The sequence below is a fragment of the Nonomuraea sp. NPDC051941 genome (assembly GCF_044593615.1).
This window is the reverse complement of sequence record NZ_JBIUCF010000038.1, coordinates 122,593-144,912: the sequence shown is the minus strand read 5'-3', so window position 1 is coordinate 144,912 and position 22,320 is coordinate 122,593. Positions and strand designations below refer to the sequence as shown.

The following is a 22,320-nucleotide window of genomic DNA, read 5'->3' as shown; positions in this document are numbered from 1 at the left end:
GGTTACATTCCGAACCCGGAAGTTAAGCTTCTCTGCGCCGATGGTACTGCACTCGGGAGGGTGTGGGAGAGTAGGTCGCCGCCGGACAATCTTTGGAGGGGGTTCGACGCCTTGGGCGTCGGACCCCCTTTTTTTGTGCCATCACGGCCCCCGGTCGGGACCGCTGCCGGCGGTCAGTAGGGTTAAGGGGTGGATTATCGTGCGGTAGAACGCGCGATCATGGAGCGCGGCGTCGAGTGGGATTTCGAGCCGACGCTCGACAGGATCGCGGCCCTTCTTGATGTGCTCGGTTCGCCGCAGAGGGCGTACCCGGTCATACACATCGCGGGCACCAACGGAAAGACGAGCACGGCCCGGCTCACCGAGGCTCTGCTCAAGGAGCGCAATCTCAGAGTGGGGCGGTTCACCAGCCCTCATCTGGTGTCGGTGCGCGAGCGGATCACGGTGGACGGCGAGCCGCTGAGCGAGGAGCGGTTCGCGGAGGTCTACGAGGAGATCATCCCGTATGTCGAGCTGACCGACACCCAGGGGCGGCGCATCCAGTTCTTCGAGCTGCTGACCGCCATGGCCTTCGCCGCCTTCGCCGACACCCCGGTCGACGTCGCGGTGATCGAGGCCGGCATGGGCGGGTCCTGGGACGCGACGAACGTGGCCGATGGCCTCGTGTCCGTGATCACGCCCATCTCGCTCGATCACACCGACCGTCTGGGTCCCGACATCCCCAGCATCGCCGGTGAGAAGGCGGGCATCATCAAGCCCGGCTCGACCACCGTGCTCGCCCAGCAGGAGCTGGCCGCGGCCGAGGTGCTCATGCGGCGGGCCGCCGAGGTCGGCGCGGTCGTGGCCCGTGAAGGGCTCGAGTTCGGCGTGCTCAACCGGGAGGTGGCCATCGGCGGGCAGCTGCTCACCCTGCGCGGCCTCAAGGGGGTCTACGACGAGGTCTACCTGCCGCTCTACGGCGCGCACCAGGCGAGCAACGCGGTCTGCGCGCTGGCCGCCGTCGAGGCGCTGACCGGCGGTGACGACCCGCTCGACGTCGACCTCGTACGGCAGGCGTTCGCGCAGGCCGCCTCGCCGGGGCGGATGGAGGTCGTGCGGCGGACACCGACGGTCGTGATCGACGCGGCCCACAACCCGGGCGGCATGCAGGCGACCCTGGAGGGGCTGCACGAGGCGTTCGACTTCGCCAAGGTCGTCGGGGTCCTCGCGGTCATGCGGGACAAGGACGTCGACGCGCTCCTCGAGCTGCTCGAACCGATGCTCGACGAGATCATCGTCACGCGTAACTCCTCCCCCAGGTCCATGTCGCCGGAGGAGCTGGCGTCCCTGGCCGAGCCGCTGTTCGGTGAGGAGCGCGTACACGTGGTCGAGCGGCTCGACGACGCCATCGACCAGGCCATCGGCGTCGCCGACGCCGAGGGCGAGTTCAGTGGCACGGGCGTGTTCATCACCGGGTCGGTTGTAACGGCGGGTGACGCGCGGCAGCTGCTCAAGGCGGATGGTTCGCGATGAATTTCCAGGTGACTCCAGGTATGCGCAGGCTGGGCGCCAGCGTGCTCGGCATGGAGGCCATCGTGGCAGGGCTGATCACGCCCGTGGCGATCACCGTGGGCGGGGTGACGCCCGCGCTCGCGGTGACCGCCGGCATCGGGCTGGCCGTGCTGTGCGTGGTCGCCGCGGGCCTGCTCAAGCGGCCTTTCGGCTACATCCTCGGCAGCCTCGTACAGGTGCTGGCGATCTGCACGGGCTTCCTCGTGCCGATGATGTTCTTCCTCGGCGCGATCTTCACGGCGCTGTGGATAACGGCGATTATCGTCGCTCGCCGTGTTGAGGGCGCTACTTCCCGCTAAAGTCGGCGCATGACCGTCCCCCCGATTCAGCGGTCGGCCGGGCCCAGGGTCCCATGGCTGCTCGATGTGACGCTCGGGCTGCTCGTCGTTGCCGCCTTGCCGCTGGCGATCATCACCGTTCCCAATACGCTCTCCGTCGTCGCCAAGCTGCTGCCCGGCGACGTCGACCAGGTCGGGCTGATGCGCACGCACGGGCTCGCCCTGCCCGCGCTGATGCTGACCGTGCCGCTGGCGGCGGTGGTGCTGCGGCGCGTGCAGGTGGTTCACGTGGTGCTGCTGGGGCTGGCCCTGGTGGCCCTGTCCGACGTCGCCGGTGGGTACGCGGGCTCGGAGCTCCTCGCCGGAGTGGTGCGGGTGCTGCGCGGCGTCGGCGCGGGCCTGGTCGTGCCCGCCACGCTGGCGGCCGTCTGGGGCCGGGTGCTGGTGTTGCGGGCGCTGTGGGTGGGCGTGTTCAGCGTGAGCCTGCTCGCGGCCGAGGCGCTGGCGCTGTGGCCGCTCGACAAGGCGAGCAGCTGGAAGGTCACGCTGCAGCCGTACCCGATGCTGACGGGGATCGCGCTGGCCCTGGCGGGCGCGTACCTGCTCCTCTGGATCCTGCTCGGGCGGCCGGCCACGCCGATGCTCAACGACGGGGAGCGGAGCCGGCTGCTGCTGGCCGCTGTGCCGGCGGCGGGCATCGCGGTCGTGGCGATCAGCACCGCGACCGAGGGGTGGCGGGCCGTGCCGGTGATCGTGCTGGCGGTGGTCGCCGTGGCCGGGCTGCTGGGGCTGGCCACGATAGGGGCTACGGAGAGCCGTACGCTGGCGTACTCCATGGTGGCGGTCGGCGTGGTGCTGCTGCCCAGCGCGGCGCAGGTCACGCTGGTGGAGATGGGCGGGCTCGGCGGGCCGGGGCTGCGGGGGCTCTGGGTGCCGTTCGCGGTGGCCGGGCTGCTCGCCATCGGCGCTGCTGCGGCCGTGCGGCGGTTCGCGCCGACCCCCGGGCGGTGGCTGGTGCCTTCCGGGTTGCTCGCGATGGTCGTGGGGCTGTCCTCGGTGCGGCTCGTCGTGCCGTCGGCCGACGGGTTGGTGCTGGCGGTGCCGTTCACGTTGCTCGCGGTGGGGGCAGCGGTGGCGTTGACGTCGGCGCTGCAGGAGGTGGGGGTCGGGACGGCCGTCTTCGGGCTCTCGCTGTGCGTCGCGGGGGTGCTGGCGGGGTTCCTGCTCGGTACGGGTGTGCAGATGGCGATGCTGGACGGGGTTTCGTCGGCCCAGGAGTTGGTGGACAGCTTCGTCGGCGCGCTGCACTCGTGGGCCCTGATCGGCGGCTTCCTCGTGGTGCTGGTCATCGTGCTCTCCACCGTGATGGCCCGGCGGGGTACCGCCAGGCCCGAAGAGCCGGCGTCCGCGTCGCCTGCGGAGGGGGCGGAGGATGAGGACGAATCTGCCGGGTCGGTGCCCGCCGTGCCGCCGCAGGGCCAATCGCCCGAGGACACCGCCTCTCCATGACGCCGTTCCGTAGGAAAACGAGGGTGGGGGCGCGGGACGGTAAGCTGAGGCCCAAGCCACGGCGACGCGTGGGCCCGTCCCCCGCGAAGTATCCCGCGGCCGGGCCGGGCGCCCGTGATCGCGATCCTCACTCTGTTCGAAGGAGAACTCCAAGTGTCCGAGCGCACTCTTGTCCTGATCAAGCCCGACGGGGTTAAGCGCGGCCTCATCGGTGACGTGATCGCCCGTGTGGAGCGCAAGGGCCTCAAGGTCGTGGCGATGGACCTTCGCACCCTCGACGCCGACACCGCCAAGTCGCACTACGCCGAGCACTCCGAGCGGCCGTTCTTCGGTGAGCTCGTCGAGTTCATCACGTCGGGGCCGCTCGTCGCCCTGGTCCTCGAGGGCCCGCGGGCCGTCGAGGCGTTCCGCGCGCTGGCCGGCGCCACCGACCCGGTCAAGTCGGCCCCCGGCACGATCCGCGGCGACCACGCCCTCGAGATCGGCGAAAACGTCGTCCACGGCTCCGACTCGCCCGAGTCCGCCGCCAGGGAGATCAAGATCTTCTTCCCTGACCGTTTCTAGGCGATTCGCCTCGCCAATCCGCGCCCGCGCAGCATGTCGCTGCGCGGGCGCGCGTTTTTGTCGGGCGCCTGTCGTAGGGTGGCGAGGTCTTGGTGTGCGGGGCTGATTCGTGGGCGTGGCGGGGGCGGGATTTTGTCGGCGCTTCCGCGTACGGTTGGCAGGGTCGATACGTGAGGCCTCGAGCCGATGGGCGTTTTGGATCGTTCCAGCAAGCCTTTGGGTGTTGTGGTGCAATCCGGGCAAAATTGCGGTTGAGGTAGGGGCTGGAGATTTTTGTGGGGCGCGAGGGCTCATTGCGCCCATCGGTGGGTACGTCACGTTACGATTCGAATTCGATCCGTAATCATTCGCGAACGACGTTACGGAGGGCTCCGTTCCCCATGGGCAGCAAGCTCGCGTTTCTCGGCCGTGACATGGCGGTCGACCTGGGCACCGCCAACACGCTGGTCTACGTGCGCGGCCGGGGCATCGTGCTCAACGAGCCCTCAGTCGTAGCGATCAACACCGCCACGGGCAAGATCGTGGCGGTCGGCATCGAGGCCAAGCGGATGATCGGTCGTACGCCTGGCAACATCGTCGCCGTCCGCCCGCTCAAAGACGGCGTGATCGCCGACTTCGATGTGACTGAGCGGATGTTGCGATATTTCATCCAGAGGGTGCACCGACGTCGGCATCTGGCCAAGCCGCGCATCATCATCGCCGTGCCGAGCGGCATCACCAGCGTGGAGCAGCGCGCGGTGAAGGAAGCCGGATACCAGGCAGGCGCCAGGAAGGTCTACATCGTCGAGGAGCCCATGGCCGCCGCCATCGGGGCCGGGCTCCCGGTGCACGAGCCGACCGGAAACATGGTGGTCGACATCGGTGGGGGCACCACCGAGGTGGCGATCATCTCGATGGGCGGCGTGGTCACCAGCCAGTCCATCAGGATCGGCGGCGACGAGCTCGACCAGGCGGTGATCGCGTTCGCCAAGAAGGAATACTCGCTGATGCTCGGCGAGCGCACCGCCGAGGAGATCAAGATCGCCATCGGCTCGGCCGGTCCGACCGGCGAGGAGTCGCACGCGGAGATCCGCGGGCGCGACCTGGTCAGCGGGCTGCCCAAGACCATCGTCGTGTCGAGCGAAGAGGTCAGGAAGGCCATCGAGGAGCCGGTCAACGCCATCGTCGACGCGGTCAAGACCACGCTCGACAAGTGCCCGCCCGAGCTGTCCGGCGACATCATGGACCGCGGCATCGCGCTCACCGGCGGGGGCGCCCTGCTCAAGGGGCTGGACGAGCGCGTCAAGGCCGAGACGGGCATGCCCGTGCACCTGGTCGAAAACGCCCTCGACTCGGTCGCCATCGGCTCCGGCAAGTGCGCCGAGGAGTTCGAGGCGCTCCAGCAGGTCCTGGTGCCGGAGTCGCGGCACTGATGAGAGACTCTCGCCATGCGCGGCTGATCCTGGGCGGGCTGCTGACGGCAGCCCTGATCATCCTGACCGTCGACCATCGCACTGGCAACAGCTCGCCGCTGCGGCCGCTGCGAACGGCGGCGGCTTATGTGTTCGGCACAGCGGAACAGTTCGGCGGGGGGCTGGTGCGCCCCGTCAGCGGGTTCGTCCGCGCTCTTGTGGACGCGCCCGGCGCCCAGGACCGCATCAACGCGCTCAAAGCGGAGAACGCCCAGCTCCGGGCCGGCCTGGTCGCCAGCAAGCTCGACGCGACCCGCTCCAAGGAGCTCAAGCAGTTGCTCGGCCTGTCGGGGTCGGGCGGATACAAGGTGGTCCCGGCCAACGTGATCGCCCGGCGCGGGCTGCCGGGCTTCGAGGACGCCGTGCAGATCGACGCCGGCACGAGTGACGGCATCCGTACGGAGATGACCGTGCTGAGCGGCGACGGTCTGGTCGGGCGCGTGATCAACGCGGCCCCGCACAGCTCGACGGTGGTGCTCCTCAGCGACCCGGCCTCGGCCGTCGGGGCGCGGCTGGAGGGGGGCAAGGAGATCGGTGTGGTGCACGGGGTGGGGGAGAACGGGCGGCTCGTCCAGTTCCGGCTCCTCGACTCCACGGCCCCGCTGACCAGCGGCGCGCGGATCGTCAGCTTCGGCTCGCAGAACGGCAGCCCGTACGTGCCGGGGGTGCCCATCGGGGTGATCGAGCGGGTGGAGTCGACGCCGGGAGAGCTGACCCGCATCGCGTACGCCCGTCCGTACGCGGATCTTTCTTCGCTGGACGTGGTCGGGGTGGTGGTGGAGGCACCGAAGCGGGATCCGCGTGACGCGGTGCTGCCCGCCAAGGCGCTGCCTGCCACGGAGGGATCGCGATGATCGGGCGGCGGGCGGTTTCACGGCGCCTGCCGATCAATGGGCTTGGTGATCCGGGCGCGCGCGGAGCGGGCGCCCGGTGGGGTGCTGGCGGGCGTGTGGGCGCGTGTCAGGGCGGTAGCGGGCGTCTGGAGCGTTCCATCGGAGGTCGGCGCTGCGCGTCTCTGAGAGCGCTTGTGGCGGCGTCTGACGAGGGTTGGGCGTGGGCGGTGCGGAGGCCTTCGGGGTGGGTCGACCCGCGAGCGCCGCGCGGAAGCTCGGCTCCGGGGTGGGAGCCGGTGAGGTCGTCGGCTTGGGTGCCGGGCTCGCGTGGGCTCCGGTCGCCGGCCCGGGTCCGGTCGTCGGCGCGGGTCCGAGCGGCCGGCGGTGGCCGATGGGTGCCGGTGGTGGCCCGGCCGGGTCTCCGGTTTGCGTCGGTGGTGGCCGGGGCGGATCGGTGGTGGATGTCGGTGTCCGCTCGGCTGGATCGCCGATGGGCGTCGGCGGCGGGTGGGTCGGATCGTTGGTGGCTCGGTTCGCTGGAACGGCTCGAACGACCTGGCCGGGCTCCATCCGGCGGGTCGGGCACGGGGCGGGTGTGCGGGGCGGGGCGGATTGTGAGGGATTCCCGGGAGGGGGCGCGGTGATCGGCGGGTTGTCCGTGTTGTTGGCCTTGCTGGCGCAGGTCATGTTGGTCAACCGATTTCCCCTGCCGGCCGGGGGCTCGCCCGATCTGGTGCTGCTGGCCGTGATCGGGGCGGCGTTGGGGCGGGGTGCGTCGTCCGGGGCGGTGCTCGGGTTCAGCGCCGGGCTGCTCGTCGATGTCATGCCGCCGACCGCGCACCTCGTGGGGCAGTACGCGTTCGTGCTGGCGCTCGTCGGTTACGTGGCCGGGCGTGGCGCGGGTGGGCCCGTCACCACCGTGGTGTTGTGCGTGCTGATGGCGCCGTTGCTGGCGGCGGTCGTGAGCGGGCTGATCGCCGATCCCCGGGTGACGATCTCCACGCTGACCGAGCAGGTGCCCGTCACCATCGTCTACACGCTGGTCGTGTCCCCCATCGTGATCTGGCTGACCACACGGGGCAGGGAGGCGGGGTTCTCGACATGATGCGGATGCGGGCCAGGCTGCTGCTGGTGCAGGTGCTCGTCGTGACGTTGCTGGTCGTGCTGGCCGTGCGCCTGTGGCAGGTGCAGGTGGTGCGCGGGAACGAGTTCGTGACGCGGGCGACGGAGACCAGGACACGGGCCGTGATCGTGCCCGCCGTGCGGGGGCAGATCCTCGACTCGCACGGGCGGCCGTTGGTGCGCAACAAGACCGCGTTGGTCGTGTCCGTGGACCGGACCAGGCTGACCAGGATGAAGGACGGCGGGCTCAAGGTGCTGAGCAAGCTGTCGGCGGTGCTCGGCCGACCCGTCGCCGATCTGCAGCAGCGCATCACGCCGTGCGGGCCGGGAGTCCGCAAGCCCTGCTGGACGGGATCGCCGTACCAGCCGGTTCCGCTCGACGAGAAGGTGGACACTCGGGAGGCGCTGCAGATCCTCGAGCGGCAGGAGGAGTTTCCCGGGGTGACGGCGGAGATCCACTCCGTCAGGCAGTACCCCGGCGGGCGCGACGGGGCGCAGATGCTCGGCTACCTGCAGCCGGTCACCGAGGCCGAGTTGGAGAAGCGCGAAGGGCTGAAGGCCAGCTTCTCCGGGGTGGACCTGGCGGGGCGTGACGGGCTCGAGTACGTCTACGACGAGGCGCTGCGCGGCAAGTCGGGGCTGCGCAGGGTGCAGGTCGACAGGATGGGCAAGGCGCTCGGCGTCGAGGAGCAGATCACCCCGATTCCCGGCGACCACCTGGTGACCAGCATCGACTCGCGGGTGCAGTCCGTGGTGGAGAAGGCGCTGGCGAAGGCGATGAAGTCCGCGCCGGCGGCTGACGGCGGCGCGGGGGTGGTGCTCGACGCGCGTACGGGACGGGTGGTGGCGCTGGCCAGCGCTCCCGGATACGACCCGGCGGTCTGGGCGGGCGGGATCTCGACGAGCGGATATCAGTGGCTGCTGTCGGATAAATCAGACATGCCGCTCGTGTCCCGGGCGATCAACGGCCAGTTCGCGCCGGGTTCGACGTTCAAGATCTCGTCGGTGTCGGCGATGCTGCGGTCCGGATACCCGCTGAACGGCACGTACGGATGCCCCGGCTCCTACATGGTCGGCGACCGGGCGTTCAGCAACTTCCGCGGCGTTTCGCTCGGCTCGCTCAGCCTGCACACCGCGCTGGTCAAGTCGTGCGACACGATCTTCTACAAAGCCGCGTACGAGCAGTACCTGAAGGACGGCGGGCGCAACCCGAAGAAGGCCACCAAGGAGATCTTCGCCAACACGGCCAGGGCGTTCGGGTTCGGCAGGCCGACCGGGGTGGACCTGCCGGGCGAGTCCTCCGGGCGCATCCCCGACCGGGCGTGGAAGAAGGACCTGTGGAACCGCACCAACGCCGTGAGCTGCGAGCGGTCGCGCAAGGGATACCCGGAGGTCAAGGACCGGGCGCGGGCCGACTTCCTCAAACGGCTCGCTCTGGAGAACTGCACCGAGGGGTTCCTGCTGCGGCCGGGCGACTCGGCCAACTTCTCCATCGGCCAGGGCGACGTGCTGGTGACGCCGATGCAGCTCGCGCGGGCGTACATGGCACTGGTGAGCGACGGGAAGCTGCGCAGCCCGCGCATCGGGTGGGCGCAGGTGCGGCCTGACGGCAAGGTCGTCAGGACCATCCCGGTGCCGGTCGTGGGCAAGCTGCCGATCAGCGAGAAGGAACGGCTCTATATCAAGAACGCGCTGAGCCAGGTCCCCTCGGACGGCACCGCGGCGGGGGCCTTCGCCGGGTTCCCGATGGACAAGGTGCGCATCGGCGGCAAGACCGGCACCGCAGAGGTCTGGGGCAAGCAGGACACCTCGTGGTTCGCGTCATTCGCGCCCACGAAGAATCCGCAGTACGTGGTCGTGGTCATGGTCTCGCAGGGTGGCATGGGCGCGCAGACGGCGGCGCCTGCCGTGCGGGAGATCTACGAAGGGATCTACGGCATCAAGCGGCCTCCCGCCGTGCCCGGTGGGAAGCTCACGACGAGGTTGCCCAGCTTCTCGCCCGACGGAACGGTGGCCGGAGGATGAGCGCCCAGAGCCTGGAGCCGGGCGCGGGCGGTCGCGTGGCCGGCGACGGTGGTGGTCGTGGGAGCCGGTCGGTGTCCGCTCGGCTGGATCGCCGGTGGGCGTCGGTGGCGGGTGGTGGCCGGAGACGTTGGTCGGCGGTGGGGGATCGCCGTGGAGGCTGGCCCGTCGCGGGTGGTGCGGGCCGGGGCCGGCTGGTGGGCGGCGCGCGCAGGGGTTGGCCCGTGCGCAGGGGTTGGCCCGTGGTGGGCGGTGGGCGGGATGGGGTTCGGCGGCCGGGTGGCGGGACGGCGGGCCGGTGGGTGGTCGGCCGCGTGACCGGAGGGGTGATCGGCGGCGCGGGCGGGTGGGTGGTCGGCCGTGAGGGCGGTGGGGTGATCCGGCGTGCGGGCGGGCAGGTGGTCGGCCGTGAGACCGGAGGGTTGATCCGCGGTGCGGGCCGGTGGGTGGTCGGTCGCGTGGTCGGAGGGGTGGTCGGGTGGGTGATCGGCTGTGTGGTCGGGTGGGTGACTGGCCGCGTGGTCGGGTGGATGGTCGCTGGGATGGAGGTGCGGAGGTGATCGATCGAACGGTGGCCGTCCGGCGGCCGTCGCTGTTCCGCCGAGTCGCCGGTGAGAACTCGACGGTGCGCAGGCTGGATGCCCTGATGCTGGTCGCGGTGGCCGGGCTGTGCGTGATCGGCACGCTGCTCGTCTGGTCGTCCACCAGGACCTGGGCCCCGGGCTCGACGGGGCTGGTCAAGAAGCACGTCTTCAACGAGATGATCGGGATCATCCTGTGCGCGATCGTGGCGACGGTCGACCATCGCGCGATGCGCGCGTACGCGCCGCTCGTGTTCCTGGTGTCGCTGATAGGGCTGGGGCTGGTCATCACGCCGCTGGGTGCGACGATCAACGGGTCGCACTCGTGGATCCTGCTCGGTGGCGGGTTCGCGGTGCAGCCGTCGGAGTTCGCCAAGGTCGGGCTGCTGCTGATCATCGCGATGCTGCTCGCGCAGCCGGCCGAGGGCAGTGATCGGCCGCGCGCGCTGGACATATGGCTGGCGCTCCTCGCCTCGGGGGTCACGATGGGGCTGGTGATGCTCCAGCCGGACCTCGGGACGGCGCTGGTGCTGGCGGTGATCACGGCCGCCGGGCTGATCATCGCGGGGGTGCGCAAACGGTGGATCGCGGCGCTGACGCTGGTGGCGGCCGGCGGGGTGTTCTCGGTGTTCTACTTCCAGCTGCTCGAGCCGTACCAGGTGGCCCGGTTTACGGCGTTCGTCGATCCGAGCGTCGATCCGCGCGGGGTGGGCTACAACAGCACGCAGTCGATGATCGCGATCGGCTCCGGGCAACTCCTGGGAAAGGGGCTGCTGGGCGGCGGGCAGACGACCGGGCGGTTCGTGCCCGAGCAGCACACCGACTTCATCTTCACGGTGGCGGGGGAGGAGTTCGGGTTCCTCGGGTCGGTCACGGTGGTGCTGCTGCTCGGGGTGGTGCTGCTGCGCGGGCTGAAGATCGCCAGGCAGTGCGACGACAGGTTCGGGACGTTGGTCGCGGGCACGATCGTTTGCTGGTTCGCGTTCCAGACGTTCATCAATGTGGGCATGACGATCGGGATCATGCCGATCACGGGGCTTCCGCTGCCGTTCGTGTCGTATGGCGGTACGGCCACGTTCGCGAATCTCATTGCGATTGGGCTTCTCCAAGCCATCAGGGTGCGAAGACAGTCGTTTAATTAGAGACATGTTCTTGGCTTATTGCGATGAGTGCGAGGAGCGCTTTCTGCTGCCCGCGAACCACGTCGTCGGCGTGCACAATCTGGCGAGCGGCGTGATCGCCGTCGAGCTGACCTGCTACGAAGGGCACCGCCTCCTGGTGCTCATCGGCAACGACATCGACATCCCTGGACCTGCCACCGTCTGAGCGCCGCTACCCTGGACCGTATGTCTGTCGAGTCGGTGTTCCCCCGCCTGGAAGCGCTACTGCCCAAGGTGCAGAAGCCCATCCAGTACGTCGGGGGTGAGCTCAACTCGACCGTCAAGGACTGGGACTCCGCCGACGTGCGGTGGGCGCTGATGTACCCGGACGCCTACGAGGTCGGGCTGCCCAACCAGGGTGTGGCGATCCTCTACGAGATCCTCAACGAGCTGCCCGCCACGCTGGCCGAGCGCACCTACGCGGTGTGGCCGGATCTCGAGGCGCTCATGCGGGCCGAGGGCGTCCCGCAGTTCACCGTCGACGCGCACCGGCCGGTGCGCGCCTTCGACGTGCTCGGGGTGTCCTTCTCGACCGAGCTGGGCTACACCAACATGCTCAACGCGCTCGATCTGGCGGGCATCCCGCTGCTGGCCGTGGACCGGGGTGAGGACGACCCGATCGTGCTCGCCGGCGGCCACGCGGCCTTCAACCCGGAGCCGATCGCCGACTTCCTCGACGCGGCCGTGCTCGGCGACGGAGAGCAGATCTCCATCGCCATCTCCGAGGTCATCCGCGAGTGGAAGGCCGAGGGCAGACCCGGCGGGCGGGACGAGCTGCTCATGCGGCTCGCCGAGTCCGGCGGGGTATATATCCCGAAATTTTACGATGTGGACTACCACCCGGACGGTCGCATCAAGCGCGTCGCCCCCAACAGGGCCGACGTGCCGTGGCGGGTGCACAAGCACACCGTGATGGACCTCGACGAGTGGCCCTACCCGAAGAAGCCGCTGGTCCCGCTGGCCGAGACCGTGCACGAGCGGTTCAGTGTGGAGATCTTCCGCGGCTGCACCCGTGGCTGCAGGTTCTGCCAGGCGGGCATGATCACGCGCCCGGTGCGGGAGCGCTCGATCACCACCATCGGGGCGATGGTCGAAAACGGCATCAAGGAGTCCGGCTTCAACGAGGTCGGTCTGCTGTCGCTGTCGTCGGCCGACCACTCCGAGATCGGTGACGTCGCCAAGGGCCTGGCCGACCGCTACGAGGGCACCAACACCTCGCTCTCGCTGCCGTCCACCAGGGTCGACGCGTTCAACATCGACCTGGCCAACGAGTTCTCCAGGAACGGCAGGCGTTCCGGCCTGACGTTCGCGCCGGAGGGCGGCTCCGAGCGCATGCGCAAGGTGATCAACAAGATGGTCACCGAGGAAGACCTGATCCGCACCGTCACCACGGCCTATTCGCAGGGGTGGCGGCAGGTCAAGCTCTACTTCATGTGCGGCCTGCCCACCGAGCAGGACGAGGACGTGCTGGGCATCGCCGACCTGGCCAAGAAGGTCATCCAGGCGGGCCGCGAGGCGACCGGCAGCCGCGACATCCGCTGCACGGTCTCCATCGGCGGCTTCGTGCCCAAGCCGCACACGCCGTTCCAGTGGGCCGGACAGGCCGATCACGAGACCGTCGACCGACGGCTCAAGCAGCTGCGCGACTCGCTCAGAGGCGACAAGCAGTACGGCAGAGCCATCGGCTTCCGCTACCACGACGGCAAGCCCTCGATCGTGGAGGGCCTGCTCTCGCGCGGCGACCGCCGGGTCGGCGCCGTGATCCGCGCCGTCTGGGAGGACGGCGGCAGGTTCGACGGCTGGAGCGAGCACTTCTCCTACGAGCGCTGGATGGCGGCCGCCGAGAAGGCGGGCGTCGACGTCGACTGGTACACCACGCGCGAGCGGGCGGAGAACGAGGTCCTGCCATGGGACCACCTCGACGCCGGGCTCGACCGCGAGTGGCTCTGGCAGGACTGGCAGGAGGCCGTCTCGGGCGGCGAGGTCGAAGACTGCCGCTGGACTCCTTGCTACGACTGCGGCGTCTGCCCGACGATGGGCACGGAAATTCAGATCGGCCCCACGGGGCGAAAACTCCTTCCTCTTACGGTGGTCTAGCGCGCTCAGTGGGCAGCCGGTGCCTCGGCGTACACGTACACGCGCCAGGGCGGCTTATCCTGAGACGAAGGAACTCTTACAAGGGAAGGACGACAAGCTCTGAAACCTGTTCCCGAAGGGCCTCCGCCCGCGCCCACGGTGCAGCGCCTTCGCGTGCGCTACGCCAAGCGCGGCCGCCTGCGCTTCACCAGCCACCGCGACATTTCGCGGGCCGTTGAGAGAGCGGTTCGCCGTGCCGGCATACCGGTGGCCTACAGCGCAGGCTTCTCGCCCCACCCGAAGATTTCCTACGCGGGCGCGGCGCCGACCGGCGTCGCCAGCGAAGCCGAATATCTCGAGATCGGTGTCACCACGCCGTGCGATCCCGAGCAGGTGAGACAGGACCTGGACGGGTCGCTGCCGCCGGGGCTCGATGTGCTCGACGTTGTGACAGCGGGCCCGGGTGGGCTGGCTGACCGCTTGGAGGTCTCCGACTGGGAGGTGCGGCTGCCCGGTGCCGATCGCGAGCTCGCCGAGGTGGCGGCGGAGAAGTTTCTCGCGGCAGGCGCTGTGGAGGTCGAACGCCTCACCAAGAAGGGCCCCCGTCGCTTCGACGCGCGGGAGGCCGTCCTGGGGCTCACGGTGTCCGAGGGAACAGACAGAACTGCAGCTCAGGTGCTCGGAGGGCCGTGTGTCATACTGCGCATGGTTGTTCGGCACATGACGCCTGCCGTTCGACCCGACGATGTGCTCACAGGGCTGCGCCTTGTGGCTGACTTCGCGCCGCCGGTTCCCCCCGAGGTGACCAGGCTGGCGCAGGGGCCGCTCGACGTCAGCACTGGTGCGCTTGCCGATCCGCTCGACCTGGACCGCGACACCACGCGCGGCGGCGAGGCGGGACCGGCGAGTGAGCACGTCGCCGGTTGAGGAGGTGCCCCGCGCGAGCGGGGCACGACCGCTGACAGGACTTGGCGCCGACACCCCCACCTCGGGGGCGTTGGCGGACAACGAGACACGAGGGCTCCTGCGCGGCGCGGCGACGCGCCCGGGAGCTGACGGGAGAGCGCCCGCATGCTCGAGAACGAGCCCAACGCCGGGGCCATTGGCCCTGACGGGGAGACAATTGAACAGCCAGAGGTGACCCCACGTCGCCGCTCCGCCAGCCGCCCGGCGGGTCCGCCGCCGGAGCCGGAGGAGCCTGCCCACGTTCCGGTCACCACTGCGGCGGCGCAGACCGCGCCGTCGGTGGCTGACGTACAACCGGTGCAGAGCACCGCCGCGCAGCGCGCGGCGGGAGAGCCCGCGCCTCAGATCCGCACCGCCGCGCCCGAGCCGGAGGCCGCTGCGGCGACCGCGCCGGAGAGCCCGGTCGAGGCGGCCGTGGCGGAGACCGTTGCTGGGACCGTGGCCGAGGCCGAGACCGAGGAGAAGCCCAAGAGGACCACGCGGACCCGGTCCACCGCCACGACGACGCGACGCCGTACGACGAAGAAGGCCGCCGAGGCCGAAGCCGAGGCTGCCCCCGTGGTGGAGGAGCCGCCCGCTGAGGCCGCCGAGCCGGTGAAGCGGCGCAGGACGCGCAAGAAGGTGGAAGAGCCCGTCGAGGAGGCCGTCGCAGGCGCTGTGGGGGCGGTGGCCGACTCCGAGAAGGCCGCCGCGAGCGAGGGCCTGGCCGGCAAGGCCGCGACGACGGCGCCGACCGCCGAGGCGGCGCCCGCCGGTGGCGCCGAGGCTGTGCGTGCCGGTGGTGTCCAGGCGGCTGCCGAGGATGAGGACATCCTTGAGAGCCTGCCCGACAACGAGCCCCTCGATGACGAGCCCGCGGGCGAGGACCTCGACGAGGAGCCCGCACGGGCGAGCCTGCTGTCCGACCCGTTCGGGTTCGCCGCGCGCACGCCGGCGGAGCCCGGCACCGCGTTCCAGCGGCCGGCGGCCATCTTCGCGCCGCTGTTCCAGGCGCCCGACCCCAGCCAGGCCAAGCCCGCCGTCACCCGGCGGGCCGAGGCGCCGCAGCCCGCTCCCGAGCCCGAGGAGGTCGAGGAGCCGGTCGACGAGTCCGCGGTAGAGGACGAGACCGACCTCGACACCTCCGACGAGCAGGAGGAGGAAGAGGGCGCGGGCCGTCGCCGCCGTCGCAGGCGGGGCGGCCGGGGCCGCGGCAAGTCGCGCGAGCGTGACGAGGGTGAGGAAGGCGACGAGCAGGACGAGGAGTCCGAGGAGGAGCAGGCCGAGGAGGGCGCCGCTCACGACGATGAGTCCTCGACCTCGCGCCGCCGCCGTCGCCGTCGCCGCCGGGGCTCCGAGGAGGGCGCCGAGCCGGCCAGCGACGACCCGCCGAACACGGTGGTGCGCATCCGCGCGCCGCGTGCGGGCCGCAGCAGCGGGCTGGAAACCGCGACCGACGGTGTGCAGAGCGTGCGCGGCTCCACCCGCCTCGAGGCCAAGAAGCAGCGCCGCCGCGAGGGGCGCGAGCTGGGCCGCAGGCGTCCGCCGATCATCACGGAGTCGGAGTTCCTGGCCCGCCGCGAGTCCGTCGACCGGATGATGGTGGTACGCCGCCAGGGCGACCGTACGCAGATCGCGGTCCTGGAGGACGGCGTGCTCGTCGAGCACTACGTCAACCGCGAGGCCAGCCAGTCCTACGTCGGCAACGTCTACCTCGGCAAGGTTCAGAACGTGCTGCCCTCGATGGAGGCGGCGTTCGTGGACATCGGCAAGGGCCGCAACGCCGTCCTGTACGCCGGTGAGGTCAACTTCGACACCGCCGGGCTGGAGGGCCAGCCCAAGCGCATCGAGGCGGCGCTGAAGTCGGGCCAGTCGGTGCTCGTACAGGTCACGAAGGACCCGATCGGGCACAAGGGCGCCCGGCTCACGTCCCAGATCAGCCTGCCCGGCCGATACCTCGTCTACGTGCCGGACGGGTCGATGACCGGCATCAGCCGCAAGCTGCCCGACAAGGAGCGCACGCGGCTCAAGAGCATCCTGAAGAAGGTCATGCCGGAGAACGCCGGCGTGATCGTGCGTACCGCCGCGGAGGGCGCCTCCGAGGACGAGCTGGCGCGTGACGTGGCCCGCCTGTCGGCCCAGTGGGAGAGCATCCAGAAGAAGGCCAAGTCGGCCAGCCCGCCCGAGCTGCTGTCCGCGGAGCCCGATCTCACGATCCGGGTCGTGCGCGACGTCTTCAATGAGGACTTCACCTCGCTGATCGTGCAGGGCGCCGACGCCTGGGACACGGTGGACGACTACGTCAAGTACGTCGCGCCGCACCTGGGCGAGCGCCTGGCGCGGTGGGACGGCGACCAGGGTGACGTGTTCGAGCACTACCGGATCGACGAGCAGCTCGGCAAGGCGCTCGAGCGCAAGGTCTGGCTGCCCAGCGGCGGCTCGCTGGTGATCGACCGTACCGAGGCGATGACCGTCGTCGACGTCAACACCGGCAAGTTCACCGGGCAGGGCGGCAATCTCGAGGAGACCGTCACCCGGAACAACCTCGAGGCGGCCGAGGAGATCGTGCGCCAGCTCAGGCTGCGCGACATCGGCGGCATCATCGTGATCGACTTCATCGACATGGTGCTGGAGTCCAACCGCGACCTGGTGCTGCGGCGGCTGCTGGAGTGCCTGGCCCGCGACAGGACCAAGCACCAGGTGGCCGAGGTCACCTCGCTGGGCCTGGTCCAGATGACGCGTAAGCGGGTCGGACAGGGGCTGCTGGAGGCCTTCTCCACGCCGTGCGAGTGCTGCAACGGGCGTGGCCTGCTCGTCTCCACGGAGCCGGTCGAGCCCAAGCCCGAGCCGCGCGGCACGCAGGGGAAGATGGCCATCGAGAAGGCGGTCTCCGACAAGGTTTCCGCGGCCAAGGACACCTCGAGCCGTGATACGGTGACCGGTGCGCTTGAAGACGTCCCGACTGAGGACGACCAGGCCAGCCAGACTTCCGGCAGAGGGCGGCGACGCTCGCGCCGAGCCAAGTCGGCCGAGTAGTTCTCGGCAGGCTTCCGACGTTCCGTCCGGTTCGCCTAGGGGACCGTTAATCCGGTACCCTGGTGTATCGGTGCGTCAGGTGACGTGCCCTGTTGGCGCGCTTACTCGGTTCGTCGGTTTGAGACAGGCCGAATGACAGGCGCAGCATTCGGCGGCCGCCTCTCGATGAGGCGGCTGATGTACGAGACAACAGTGAGTCAGAAGGGTTCCGCGGTGTACGCGATCGTTCGTTGCGGCGGCAGGCAGCAGAAGGTCTCCGTCGGTGACGTCCTCGAGGTGGACAAGGTCGCCGGCGAGGTCGGCTCTTCGGTTTCGCTGCCGACGGTGCTCGTCGTCAACGACGGCGATGTGACCACGGAGGCGGGCAAGTTCACGGTCAGCGCCGAGATCCTCGGTGAGACCAAGGGCCCGAAGATCCGGATCCTCAAGTACAAGAACAAGACCGGTTACAAGAAGCGCCAGGGTCACCGTCAGCGGTACACCCAGGTGAAGATCACCGGTATCGAGCAGGCCTGAACGGGAGTTTGAGAGATGGCACACAAGAAGGGCGCGTCGTCCACCCGGAACGGTCGTGACTCCAACGCTCAGCGCCTGGGCGTCAAGCGCTTCGGCGGCCAGCTGGTCAACGCGGGCGAGATCATCGTCCGTCAGCGTGGCACCCACTTCCACCCCGGCGACAACGTGGGGCGTGGCGGCGACGACACGCTGTTCGCGCTGGCGGCCGGGCACGTGCAGTTCGGTGTCAAGCGCGGCCGGCGGGCCGTGAGCATCGTTCCCGTCGCGGAGTAGGGGTTCTTCCTCTCCGTAGACCTTGGGTTTTCTTGCCAAAGGGGTGGATCGCGGTGTCGATCCGCCCCTTTGCTTTTGGCTGACTTCCGCCGGTGGGCGGTGTGTGTGGAGGAGTGCAGAGTGCCGGACTTTGTGGACCAGGTGGTCCTTCATATCGGTGCCGGTGACGGGGGAAACGGGTGCGCCTCCATCCACCGGGAGAAGTTCAAGCCGCTCGGCGGCCCGGACGGCGGCAACGGCGGCCGGGGCGGTGACGTCGTCCTCGAGGTCGACCCCAACACGGCGACGCTGCTCGATTACCACCGCCGGCCGCACCGCAAGGCCGAGAACGGCAAGCAGGGGCAGGGTTCCAACCGGGACGGGGCCAACGGGCCGGACGTGATCCTGCCGGTGCCCAACGGCACCGTGGTGAAGAACGCCTCCACGGGTGAGGTGCTGGTCGACCTCGTGGGTGTCGGCACGCGGTACGTCATCGCCGAGGGCGGGCACGGCGGCCTGGGTAACGCCGCCCTCGCCACGACCAGGCGGAAGGCACCCGGGTTCGCGCTGCTCGGGGAGCCCGGGGACGCGCTCGACGTCATGCTGGAGCTCAAGAGCGTGGCGGACGTGGCGCTGGTCGGGTTCCCGAGCGCCGGCAAGTCCTCGCTGATCGCCGCCCTGAGCGCGGCCAAGCCCAAGATCGCGGACTATCCGTTCACGACCCTGATCCCCAACCTGGGGGTGGTGACCGCGGGGGAGACCGTGTTCACCGTCGCCGACGTGCCCGGTCTGATCCCCGGGGCCTCGCAGGGGAAGGGGCTCGGGCACGAGTTCCTGCGGCACGTCGAGCGGTGCGACATGCTCGTGCACGTCATCGACTGCGCCACCATGGAGCCCGGGCGCGACCCGATCACGGACTACGAGGTCATCGAGTCGGAGCTGCACGCGTACGGGAAGCTGGAGGACCGGCCCCGGCTGGTCGTGCTGAACAAGGCGGACGTGCCCGACGCGCGGGAGCTGGCCGAGCTGGTCAGGCCCGAGTTCGAGGCGCGGGGGCTGCGGGTGTTCACGATCTCCGCCGCCACCCATGACGGGCTGCGGGAGCTCACGTACGCGATGGGCGAGTGGGTCGCCGCGGCCAGGGCCCAGAAGCCGGTCGAGGAGCCCACCAGGCTGGTCATCAGGCCCAAGCAGCTCGGCGAGGCCGGGTTCCGGGTGCGGCGGGTCAACGAGAACCTGTTCCAGATCACCGGTGAGAAGCCGGAGCGGTGGATCAGGCAGACGGACTTCACCAATGACGAGGCCGTGGGCTACCTCGCCGATCGGCTCGAACGGCTCGGCGTGGAGGCGGAGCTGGCCAAGGCCGGCGCCACCGCCGGCGCCGAGGTGGTCATCGGGTCGATGGAGGGCGGCTACGTCTTCGACTGGCAGCCCACGCTCAGCGCCGAGTCCGTACGGCAGGGCCCGCGAGGGTCCGACAACCGCCTCTGACAGGAGCGCCACGGGCGCAGGACGGCTTCGGCGTCGATGACCTGAGCGCCGGGCCGGCCGGCGTTGACCCTCCCTGAACCGCGGCGCGTGGAGGTGGCCGTCGTCATGCGCCGGGGGGCGGGTCTTCGGGCCGTATCCCGCCGGGCTCCGGGAGCGAAGGGCTCTCGGGGCTCGGATAGGCTGCCAGACGTGCGGGAACAGATCAGCTCAGCGTCGAAGGTCGTTGTCAAGGTCGGCTCCTCCTCGCTCACCACCCCCCAGGGCACGATCGACGTCGATCGGGTCGACGCCCTTGTGGACGTGCTGGCGGCGCGGCGCCGTACGGGGACCCAGATCGTCCTGGTCTCCTCCGGGGCGATCGCGGCGGGCCTCGGCCCGCTCGGGCTGACCGCGCGACCACGCGACCTGGCCACCCAGCAGGCGGCGGCGTCCGTCGGGCAGGGTGTGCTCGTCGCCCGCTACACCTCCTCCTTCGCCCGCTACTCCCTCCGCGTGGGCCAGGTGCTGCTGACCGCCGACGACATGATGCGGCGCGCCCACCACGCCAACGCCCAGCGCACGCTCGCGCGCCTGCTGGAGCTGGGCATCGTGCCCATCGTCAACGAGAACGACACCGTGGCCACCGACGAGATCCGCTTCGGCGACAACGATCGGCTGGCGGCGCTGGTGGCGCACCTGATCCACGCCGACGCGCTCGTCCTGCTGTCGGACGTCGACGCCCTGTACGACGGCCCGCCGAGCCGCAGCGGCTCCCAGCGCCTGTCGGAGATCCGCGGGCCGGAAGACCTGGTCGGCGTCGAGCTCGGGAAGAACGGCGCGGCGGTGGGCACCGGCGGCATGGTGACCAAGGTGCAGGCCGCCAGGATCGCCACGGGGGCGGGCGTTCCCGTGGTGCTCACGGCGGCCGCTCACGCCGCCCAGGCGCTCGGCGGAGCCGATGTCGGCACCTACTTCCACCCGGGGGGCCGCCATCCCGGCACGCGGCTGCTGTGGCTCGCGCACGCCACCACCGGGCGCGGCCGCCTCCACCTCGACCAGGGGGCAGTGGAGGCCATCGTGGGGAGGCGCAAGTCGCTGCTGCCCGCGGGGGTGACGTCGGTGGAGGGTGAGTTCGCGGCGGGCGATCCGGTGGATCTGTGCGGGCCGCAGGGGCTCGTGGTGGCTCGCGGGCTGGTCAACTTCGACGCCACCGAGATCCCGGGCCTGCTCGGCCGCTCCACCAGGGAGCTGGCCAGCGCGCTCGGTCCGGAATATGAGCGTGAGCTGATCCACCGTGACGACATCGTCATACTGGAAGCTCACAACTAGTCCCCATCCCTAGGGCGACGAGCGTGCTGGGAACGTAGGGAGCGGAGCGTAGCCATGAGCACAGAGTTCTTGAAGGTCGCCCAGGCGGCGCGAGAGGCCGCCGCCGAGCTGGCCCCGCTGCCGCGGGCGCCGAAGGACCGGGCGCTGCGTGCCGTGGCCGATGCCCTGGTCGCGCACGCGGCGGAGATCGTCGAGGCCAACGCCAAGGACGTCGAGCAGGCCAGGGCGCAGGGCACGTCCGAGGCGATGATCGACCGGCTGCGGCTCGACGAGGCCAGGGTCGGCGCCATCGCCGAGGCCGTGCGCCAGGTGGCCGACCTGCCCGACCCGGTCGGCGAGGTCGTCCGCGGCGCCACCCTGCCCAACGGGCTGGAGCTGCGCCAGCTCAGGGTGCCGCTCGGCGTCATCGGCATCATCTACGAGGGTCGCCCCAACGTCACCGTCGACGCCGCCGCGCTCTGCCTCAAGAGCGGAAACGCGGTGCTGCTCAGGGGCTCCTCCAGCGCCTACTCCTCCAACACGGCCCTGGTGAAGGTCATGCAGGACGCGCTGGAGGGCACCGAGGTGCCCGCCGGAGCCGTCCAGCTCGTGCCGGGGCAGACCCGCGACTCGGTCAAGGAGCTCATGCGCGCCCGCGGCCTGGTCGACGTGCTGATCCCGCGCGGCGGCGCCTCGCTGATCAACTCGGTGGTGGAGGAGTCCACGGTGCCGGTGATCGAGACCGGCGTCGGCAACTGCCACGTCTACGTGGACGCCGAGGCCGACGTCGACCTGGCCGTGCAGATCCTGGTCAACGCCAAGGCGCAGCGGCCGTCGGTGTGCAACGCGGCCGAGACGTTCCTCGTCCACGAGGACGTCGCCGACGCGTTCGTGCCGCGGGCGCTGGCGGCGCTCGCCGAGGCGGGCGTGACCGTGCACGGTGACGAGCGCATCGCCGGGCACGGCTCCGGCGTCGTGCCCGTCACCGAGGACGACTTCTACGCCGAATACCTCTCGCTCGACATCGCCGCCGGGGTCGTCGGCTCGCTGGAGGAGGCGGTGGCCCACATCAGGAAGTACGGCTCCGGCCACACCGACGCCATCGTCACCAGGTCGCAGCGGGCGGCGCGCAGGTTCGTGGCGCTGGTCGACTCGGCGGCCGTGGCGGTCAACGCCTCGACGAGGTTCACCGACGGCGGGGAGTTCGGGTTCGGGGCGGAGATCGGCATCTCCACGCAGAAGCTCCACGCGCGCGGCCCGATGGGGCTGCCCGAGCTCACCTCCACCAAGTGGATCTACACCGGTGAGGGGCATTTGCGCACGTCAGAGGGCACGGTGGTGGCCGGTTGATCGGCGTGTCGGCCTGACCGGCGCCGTGGAGCGCAGGTTGACTGAGAGGCATGGAGATTGTCATCGCCCTTGTCTTCTCGGCGGCCGTGCTGTTCGGCGCCGACCGGTTGCTGCTCTGGCTCGAGAGCCGCGGACACGTCCACTGGCGCAGGAAGGGGCGCAGGCAACTGTCGGACGAGCCCACGGCCCGGCTCGACAGCATGCTCTCCGACCACACTCGCCGATAATCCTTCGGCGTGCCTCAAGCGCCGACAGGGGTCCCAGCGCTAAGGTTAGGTCCCTTATGGGCGGGCCGG

The 22,320-nt window shown here is 70.3% G+C and carries 19 protein-coding genes and 1 rRNA gene; all 20 read left to right on the top strand.

Features of this window, described 5'->3' with window-relative positions; all coding sequences use genetic code 11:
- A 5S ribosomal RNA gene (gene rrf / locus ACIHFD_RS46420) occupies positions 1 to 87 on the top strand; the annotation flags it as partial.
- Positions 88 to 219: 132 nt separating this feature from the next.
- Positions 220 to 1,512, top strand: a complete 1,293-nt coding sequence (locus tag ACIHFD_RS46415) for a folylpolyglutamate synthase/dihydrofolate synthase family protein (protein ID WP_350740746.1) — start codon at positions 220 to 222, stop codon at positions 1,510 to 1,512.
- A gap of 20 nt (positions 1,513 to 1,532) precedes the next feature.
- A complete protein-coding gene (locus ACIHFD_RS46410; RefSeq protein WP_397372327.1) occupies positions 1,533 to 1,850 on the top strand; it encodes a DUF4233 domain-containing protein in 318 nt (105 codons plus the stop codon).
- 9 nt (positions 1,851 to 1,859) lie between these two features.
- Entirely contained in the window at positions 1,860 to 3,338 is a 1,479-nt protein-coding gene (locus ACIHFD_RS46405) for a hypothetical protein (protein ID WP_397372326.1), read from the top strand.
- A gap of 153 nt (positions 3,339 to 3,491) precedes the next feature.
- A complete protein-coding gene (ndk, locus tag ACIHFD_RS46400; protein ID WP_350740740.1) occupies positions 3,492 to 3,902 on the top strand; it encodes a nucleoside-diphosphate kinase in 411 nt (136 codons plus the stop codon).
- A gap of 380 nt (positions 3,903 to 4,282) precedes the next feature.
- A complete protein-coding gene (locus ACIHFD_RS46395; RefSeq protein ID WP_185078196.1) occupies positions 4,283 to 5,314 on the top strand; it encodes a rod shape-determining protein in 1,032 nt (343 codons plus the stop codon).
- Positions 5,314 to 6,207 (top strand): rod shape-determining protein MreC, encoded by an 894-nt coding sequence (mreC, locus tag ACIHFD_RS46390; protein ID WP_397372325.1) that lies wholly within the window; start codon positions 5,314 to 5,316, stop codon positions 6,205 to 6,207. Before ACIHFD_RS46395 ends, mreC begins: the two co-directional genes overlap by 1 nt.
- A 619-nt stretch (positions 6,208 to 6,826) precedes the next feature.
- Positions 6,827 to 7,291: a rod shape-determining protein MreD gene (gene mreD, locus ACIHFD_RS46385; RefSeq protein ID WP_350740736.1), complete on the top strand. Its 465-nt coding sequence runs from the start codon at positions 6,827 to 6,829 to the stop codon at positions 7,289 to 7,291.
- Complete coding sequence (gene mrdA, locus ACIHFD_RS46380; protein WP_397372324.1) at positions 7,288 to 9,333, top strand: penicillin-binding protein 2; 2,046 nt, start codon at positions 7,288 to 7,290, stop codon at positions 9,331 to 9,333. The genes mreD and mrdA overlap by 4 nt, the downstream gene beginning before the upstream one ends.
- Before the next feature lie 553 nt (positions 9,334 to 9,886).
- Positions 9,887 to 11,053: a rod shape-determining protein RodA gene (gene rodA / locus ACIHFD_RS46375; RefSeq protein WP_350740732.1), complete on the top strand. Its 1,167-nt coding sequence runs from the start codon at positions 9,887 to 9,889 to the stop codon at positions 11,051 to 11,053.
- A 4-nt stretch (positions 11,054 to 11,057) separates the two neighbouring features.
- Positions 11,058 to 11,237 (top strand): hypothetical protein, encoded by a 180-nt coding sequence (locus tag ACIHFD_RS46370; protein WP_350740730.1) that lies wholly within the window; start codon positions 11,058 to 11,060, stop codon positions 11,235 to 11,237.
- A 20-nt stretch (positions 11,238 to 11,257) separates the two neighbouring features.
- Positions 11,258 to 13,168 (top strand): TIGR03960 family B12-binding radical SAM protein, encoded by a 1,911-nt coding sequence (locus ACIHFD_RS46365; RefSeq protein WP_350740728.1) that lies wholly within the window; start codon positions 11,258 to 11,260, stop codon positions 13,166 to 13,168.
- Between the two features lie 153 nt (positions 13,169 to 13,321).
- On the top strand, positions 13,322 to 14,074 hold the full coding sequence (locus ACIHFD_RS46360; RefSeq protein WP_350740726.1) for a TIGR03936 family radical SAM-associated protein: 753 nt from the start codon (positions 13,322 to 13,324) through the stop codon (positions 14,072 to 14,074).
- Between the two features lie 144 nt (positions 14,075 to 14,218).
- A complete protein-coding gene (locus tag ACIHFD_RS46355; RefSeq protein ID WP_397372323.1) occupies positions 14,219 to 17,128 on the top strand; it encodes a ribonuclease E/G in 2,910 nt (969 codons plus the stop codon).
- Between the two features lie 213 nt (positions 17,129 to 17,341).
- Entirely contained in the window at positions 17,342 to 17,644 is a 303-nt protein-coding gene (rplU, locus tag ACIHFD_RS46350) for a 50S ribosomal protein L21 (RefSeq protein WP_043634375.1), read from the top strand.
- 15 nt (positions 17,645 to 17,659) lie between these two features.
- On the top strand, positions 17,660 to 17,917 hold the full coding sequence (gene rpmA, locus ACIHFD_RS46345) for a 50S ribosomal protein L27 (protein WP_012893687.1): 258 nt from the start codon (positions 17,660 to 17,662) through the stop codon (positions 17,915 to 17,917).
- A gap of 120 nt (positions 17,918 to 18,037) precedes the next feature.
- On the top strand, positions 18,038 to 19,387 hold the full coding sequence (gene obgE, locus ACIHFD_RS46340; protein WP_397372322.1) for a GTPase ObgE: 1,350 nt from the start codon (positions 18,038 to 18,040) through the stop codon (positions 19,385 to 19,387).
- A 189-nt stretch (positions 19,388 to 19,576) separates the two neighbouring features.
- A complete protein-coding gene (proB, locus tag ACIHFD_RS46335) occupies positions 19,577 to 20,695 on the top strand; it encodes a glutamate 5-kinase (RefSeq protein ID WP_397165808.1) in 1,119 nt (372 codons plus the stop codon).
- Positions 20,696 to 20,749: 54 nt separating this feature from the next.
- Positions 20,750 to 22,024 (top strand): glutamate-5-semialdehyde dehydrogenase, encoded by a 1,275-nt coding sequence (locus ACIHFD_RS46330; RefSeq protein WP_397372321.1) that lies wholly within the window; start codon positions 20,750 to 20,752, stop codon positions 22,022 to 22,024.
- A 50-nt stretch (positions 22,025 to 22,074) separates the two neighbouring features.
- Positions 22,075 to 22,251 (top strand): hypothetical protein, encoded by a 177-nt coding sequence (locus ACIHFD_RS46325; RefSeq protein WP_350740718.1) that lies wholly within the window; start codon positions 22,075 to 22,077, stop codon positions 22,249 to 22,251.
- Positions 22,252 to 22,320: the final 69 nt, after the last annotated feature.

What these genes read in the sequence shown, in the direction of transcription:
- ACIHFD_RS46365 (WP_350740728.1), top strand. Translation starts at nt 11,258, where the DNA reads ATGTCTGTCGAGTCGGTGTTCCCCCGCCTGGAAGCGCTACTGCCCAAG.
- ACIHFD_RS46330 (WP_397372321.1), top strand. Translation starts at nt 20,750, where the DNA reads ATGAGCACAGAGTTCTTGAAGGTCGCCCAGGCGGCGCGAGAGGCCGCC.
- ACIHFD_RS46355 (WP_397372323.1), top strand. Translation starts at nt 14,219, where the DNA reads ATGCTCGAGAACGAGCCCAACGCCGGGGCCATTGGCCCTGACGGGGAG.
- ACIHFD_RS46410 (WP_397372327.1), top strand. Translation starts at nt 1,533, where the DNA reads ATGCGCAGGCTGGGCGCCAGCGTGCTCGGCATGGAGGCCATCGTGGCA.
- ACIHFD_RS46370 (WP_350740730.1), top strand. Translation starts at nt 11,058, where the DNA reads ATGTTCTTGGCTTATTGCGATGAGTGCGAGGAGCGCTTTCTGCTGCCC.
- mrdA (WP_397372324.1), top strand. Translation starts at nt 7,288, where the DNA reads ATGATGCGGATGCGGGCCAGGCTGCTGCTGGTGCAGGTGCTCGTCGTG.
- ACIHFD_RS46325 (WP_350740718.1), top strand. Translation starts at nt 22,075, where the DNA reads ATGGAGATTGTCATCGCCCTTGTCTTCTCGGCGGCCGTGCTGTTCGGC.
- ACIHFD_RS46405 (WP_397372326.1), top strand. Translation starts at nt 1,860, where the DNA reads ATGACCGTCCCCCCGATTCAGCGGTCGGCCGGGCCCAGGGTCCCATGG.
- ACIHFD_RS46415 (WP_350740746.1), top strand. Translation starts at nt 220, where the DNA reads ATGGAGCGCGGCGTCGAGTGGGATTTCGAGCCGACGCTCGACAGGATC.
- mreC (WP_397372325.1), top strand. Translation starts at nt 5,314, where the DNA reads ATGAGAGACTCTCGCCATGCGCGGCTGATCCTGGGCGGGCTGCTGACG.
- ACIHFD_RS46395 (WP_185078196.1), top strand. Translation starts at nt 4,283, where the DNA reads ATGGGCAGCAAGCTCGCGTTTCTCGGCCGTGACATGGCGGTCGACCTG.
- rpmA (WP_012893687.1), top strand. Translation starts at nt 17,660, where the DNA reads ATGGCACACAAGAAGGGCGCGTCGTCCACCCGGAACGGTCGTGACTCC.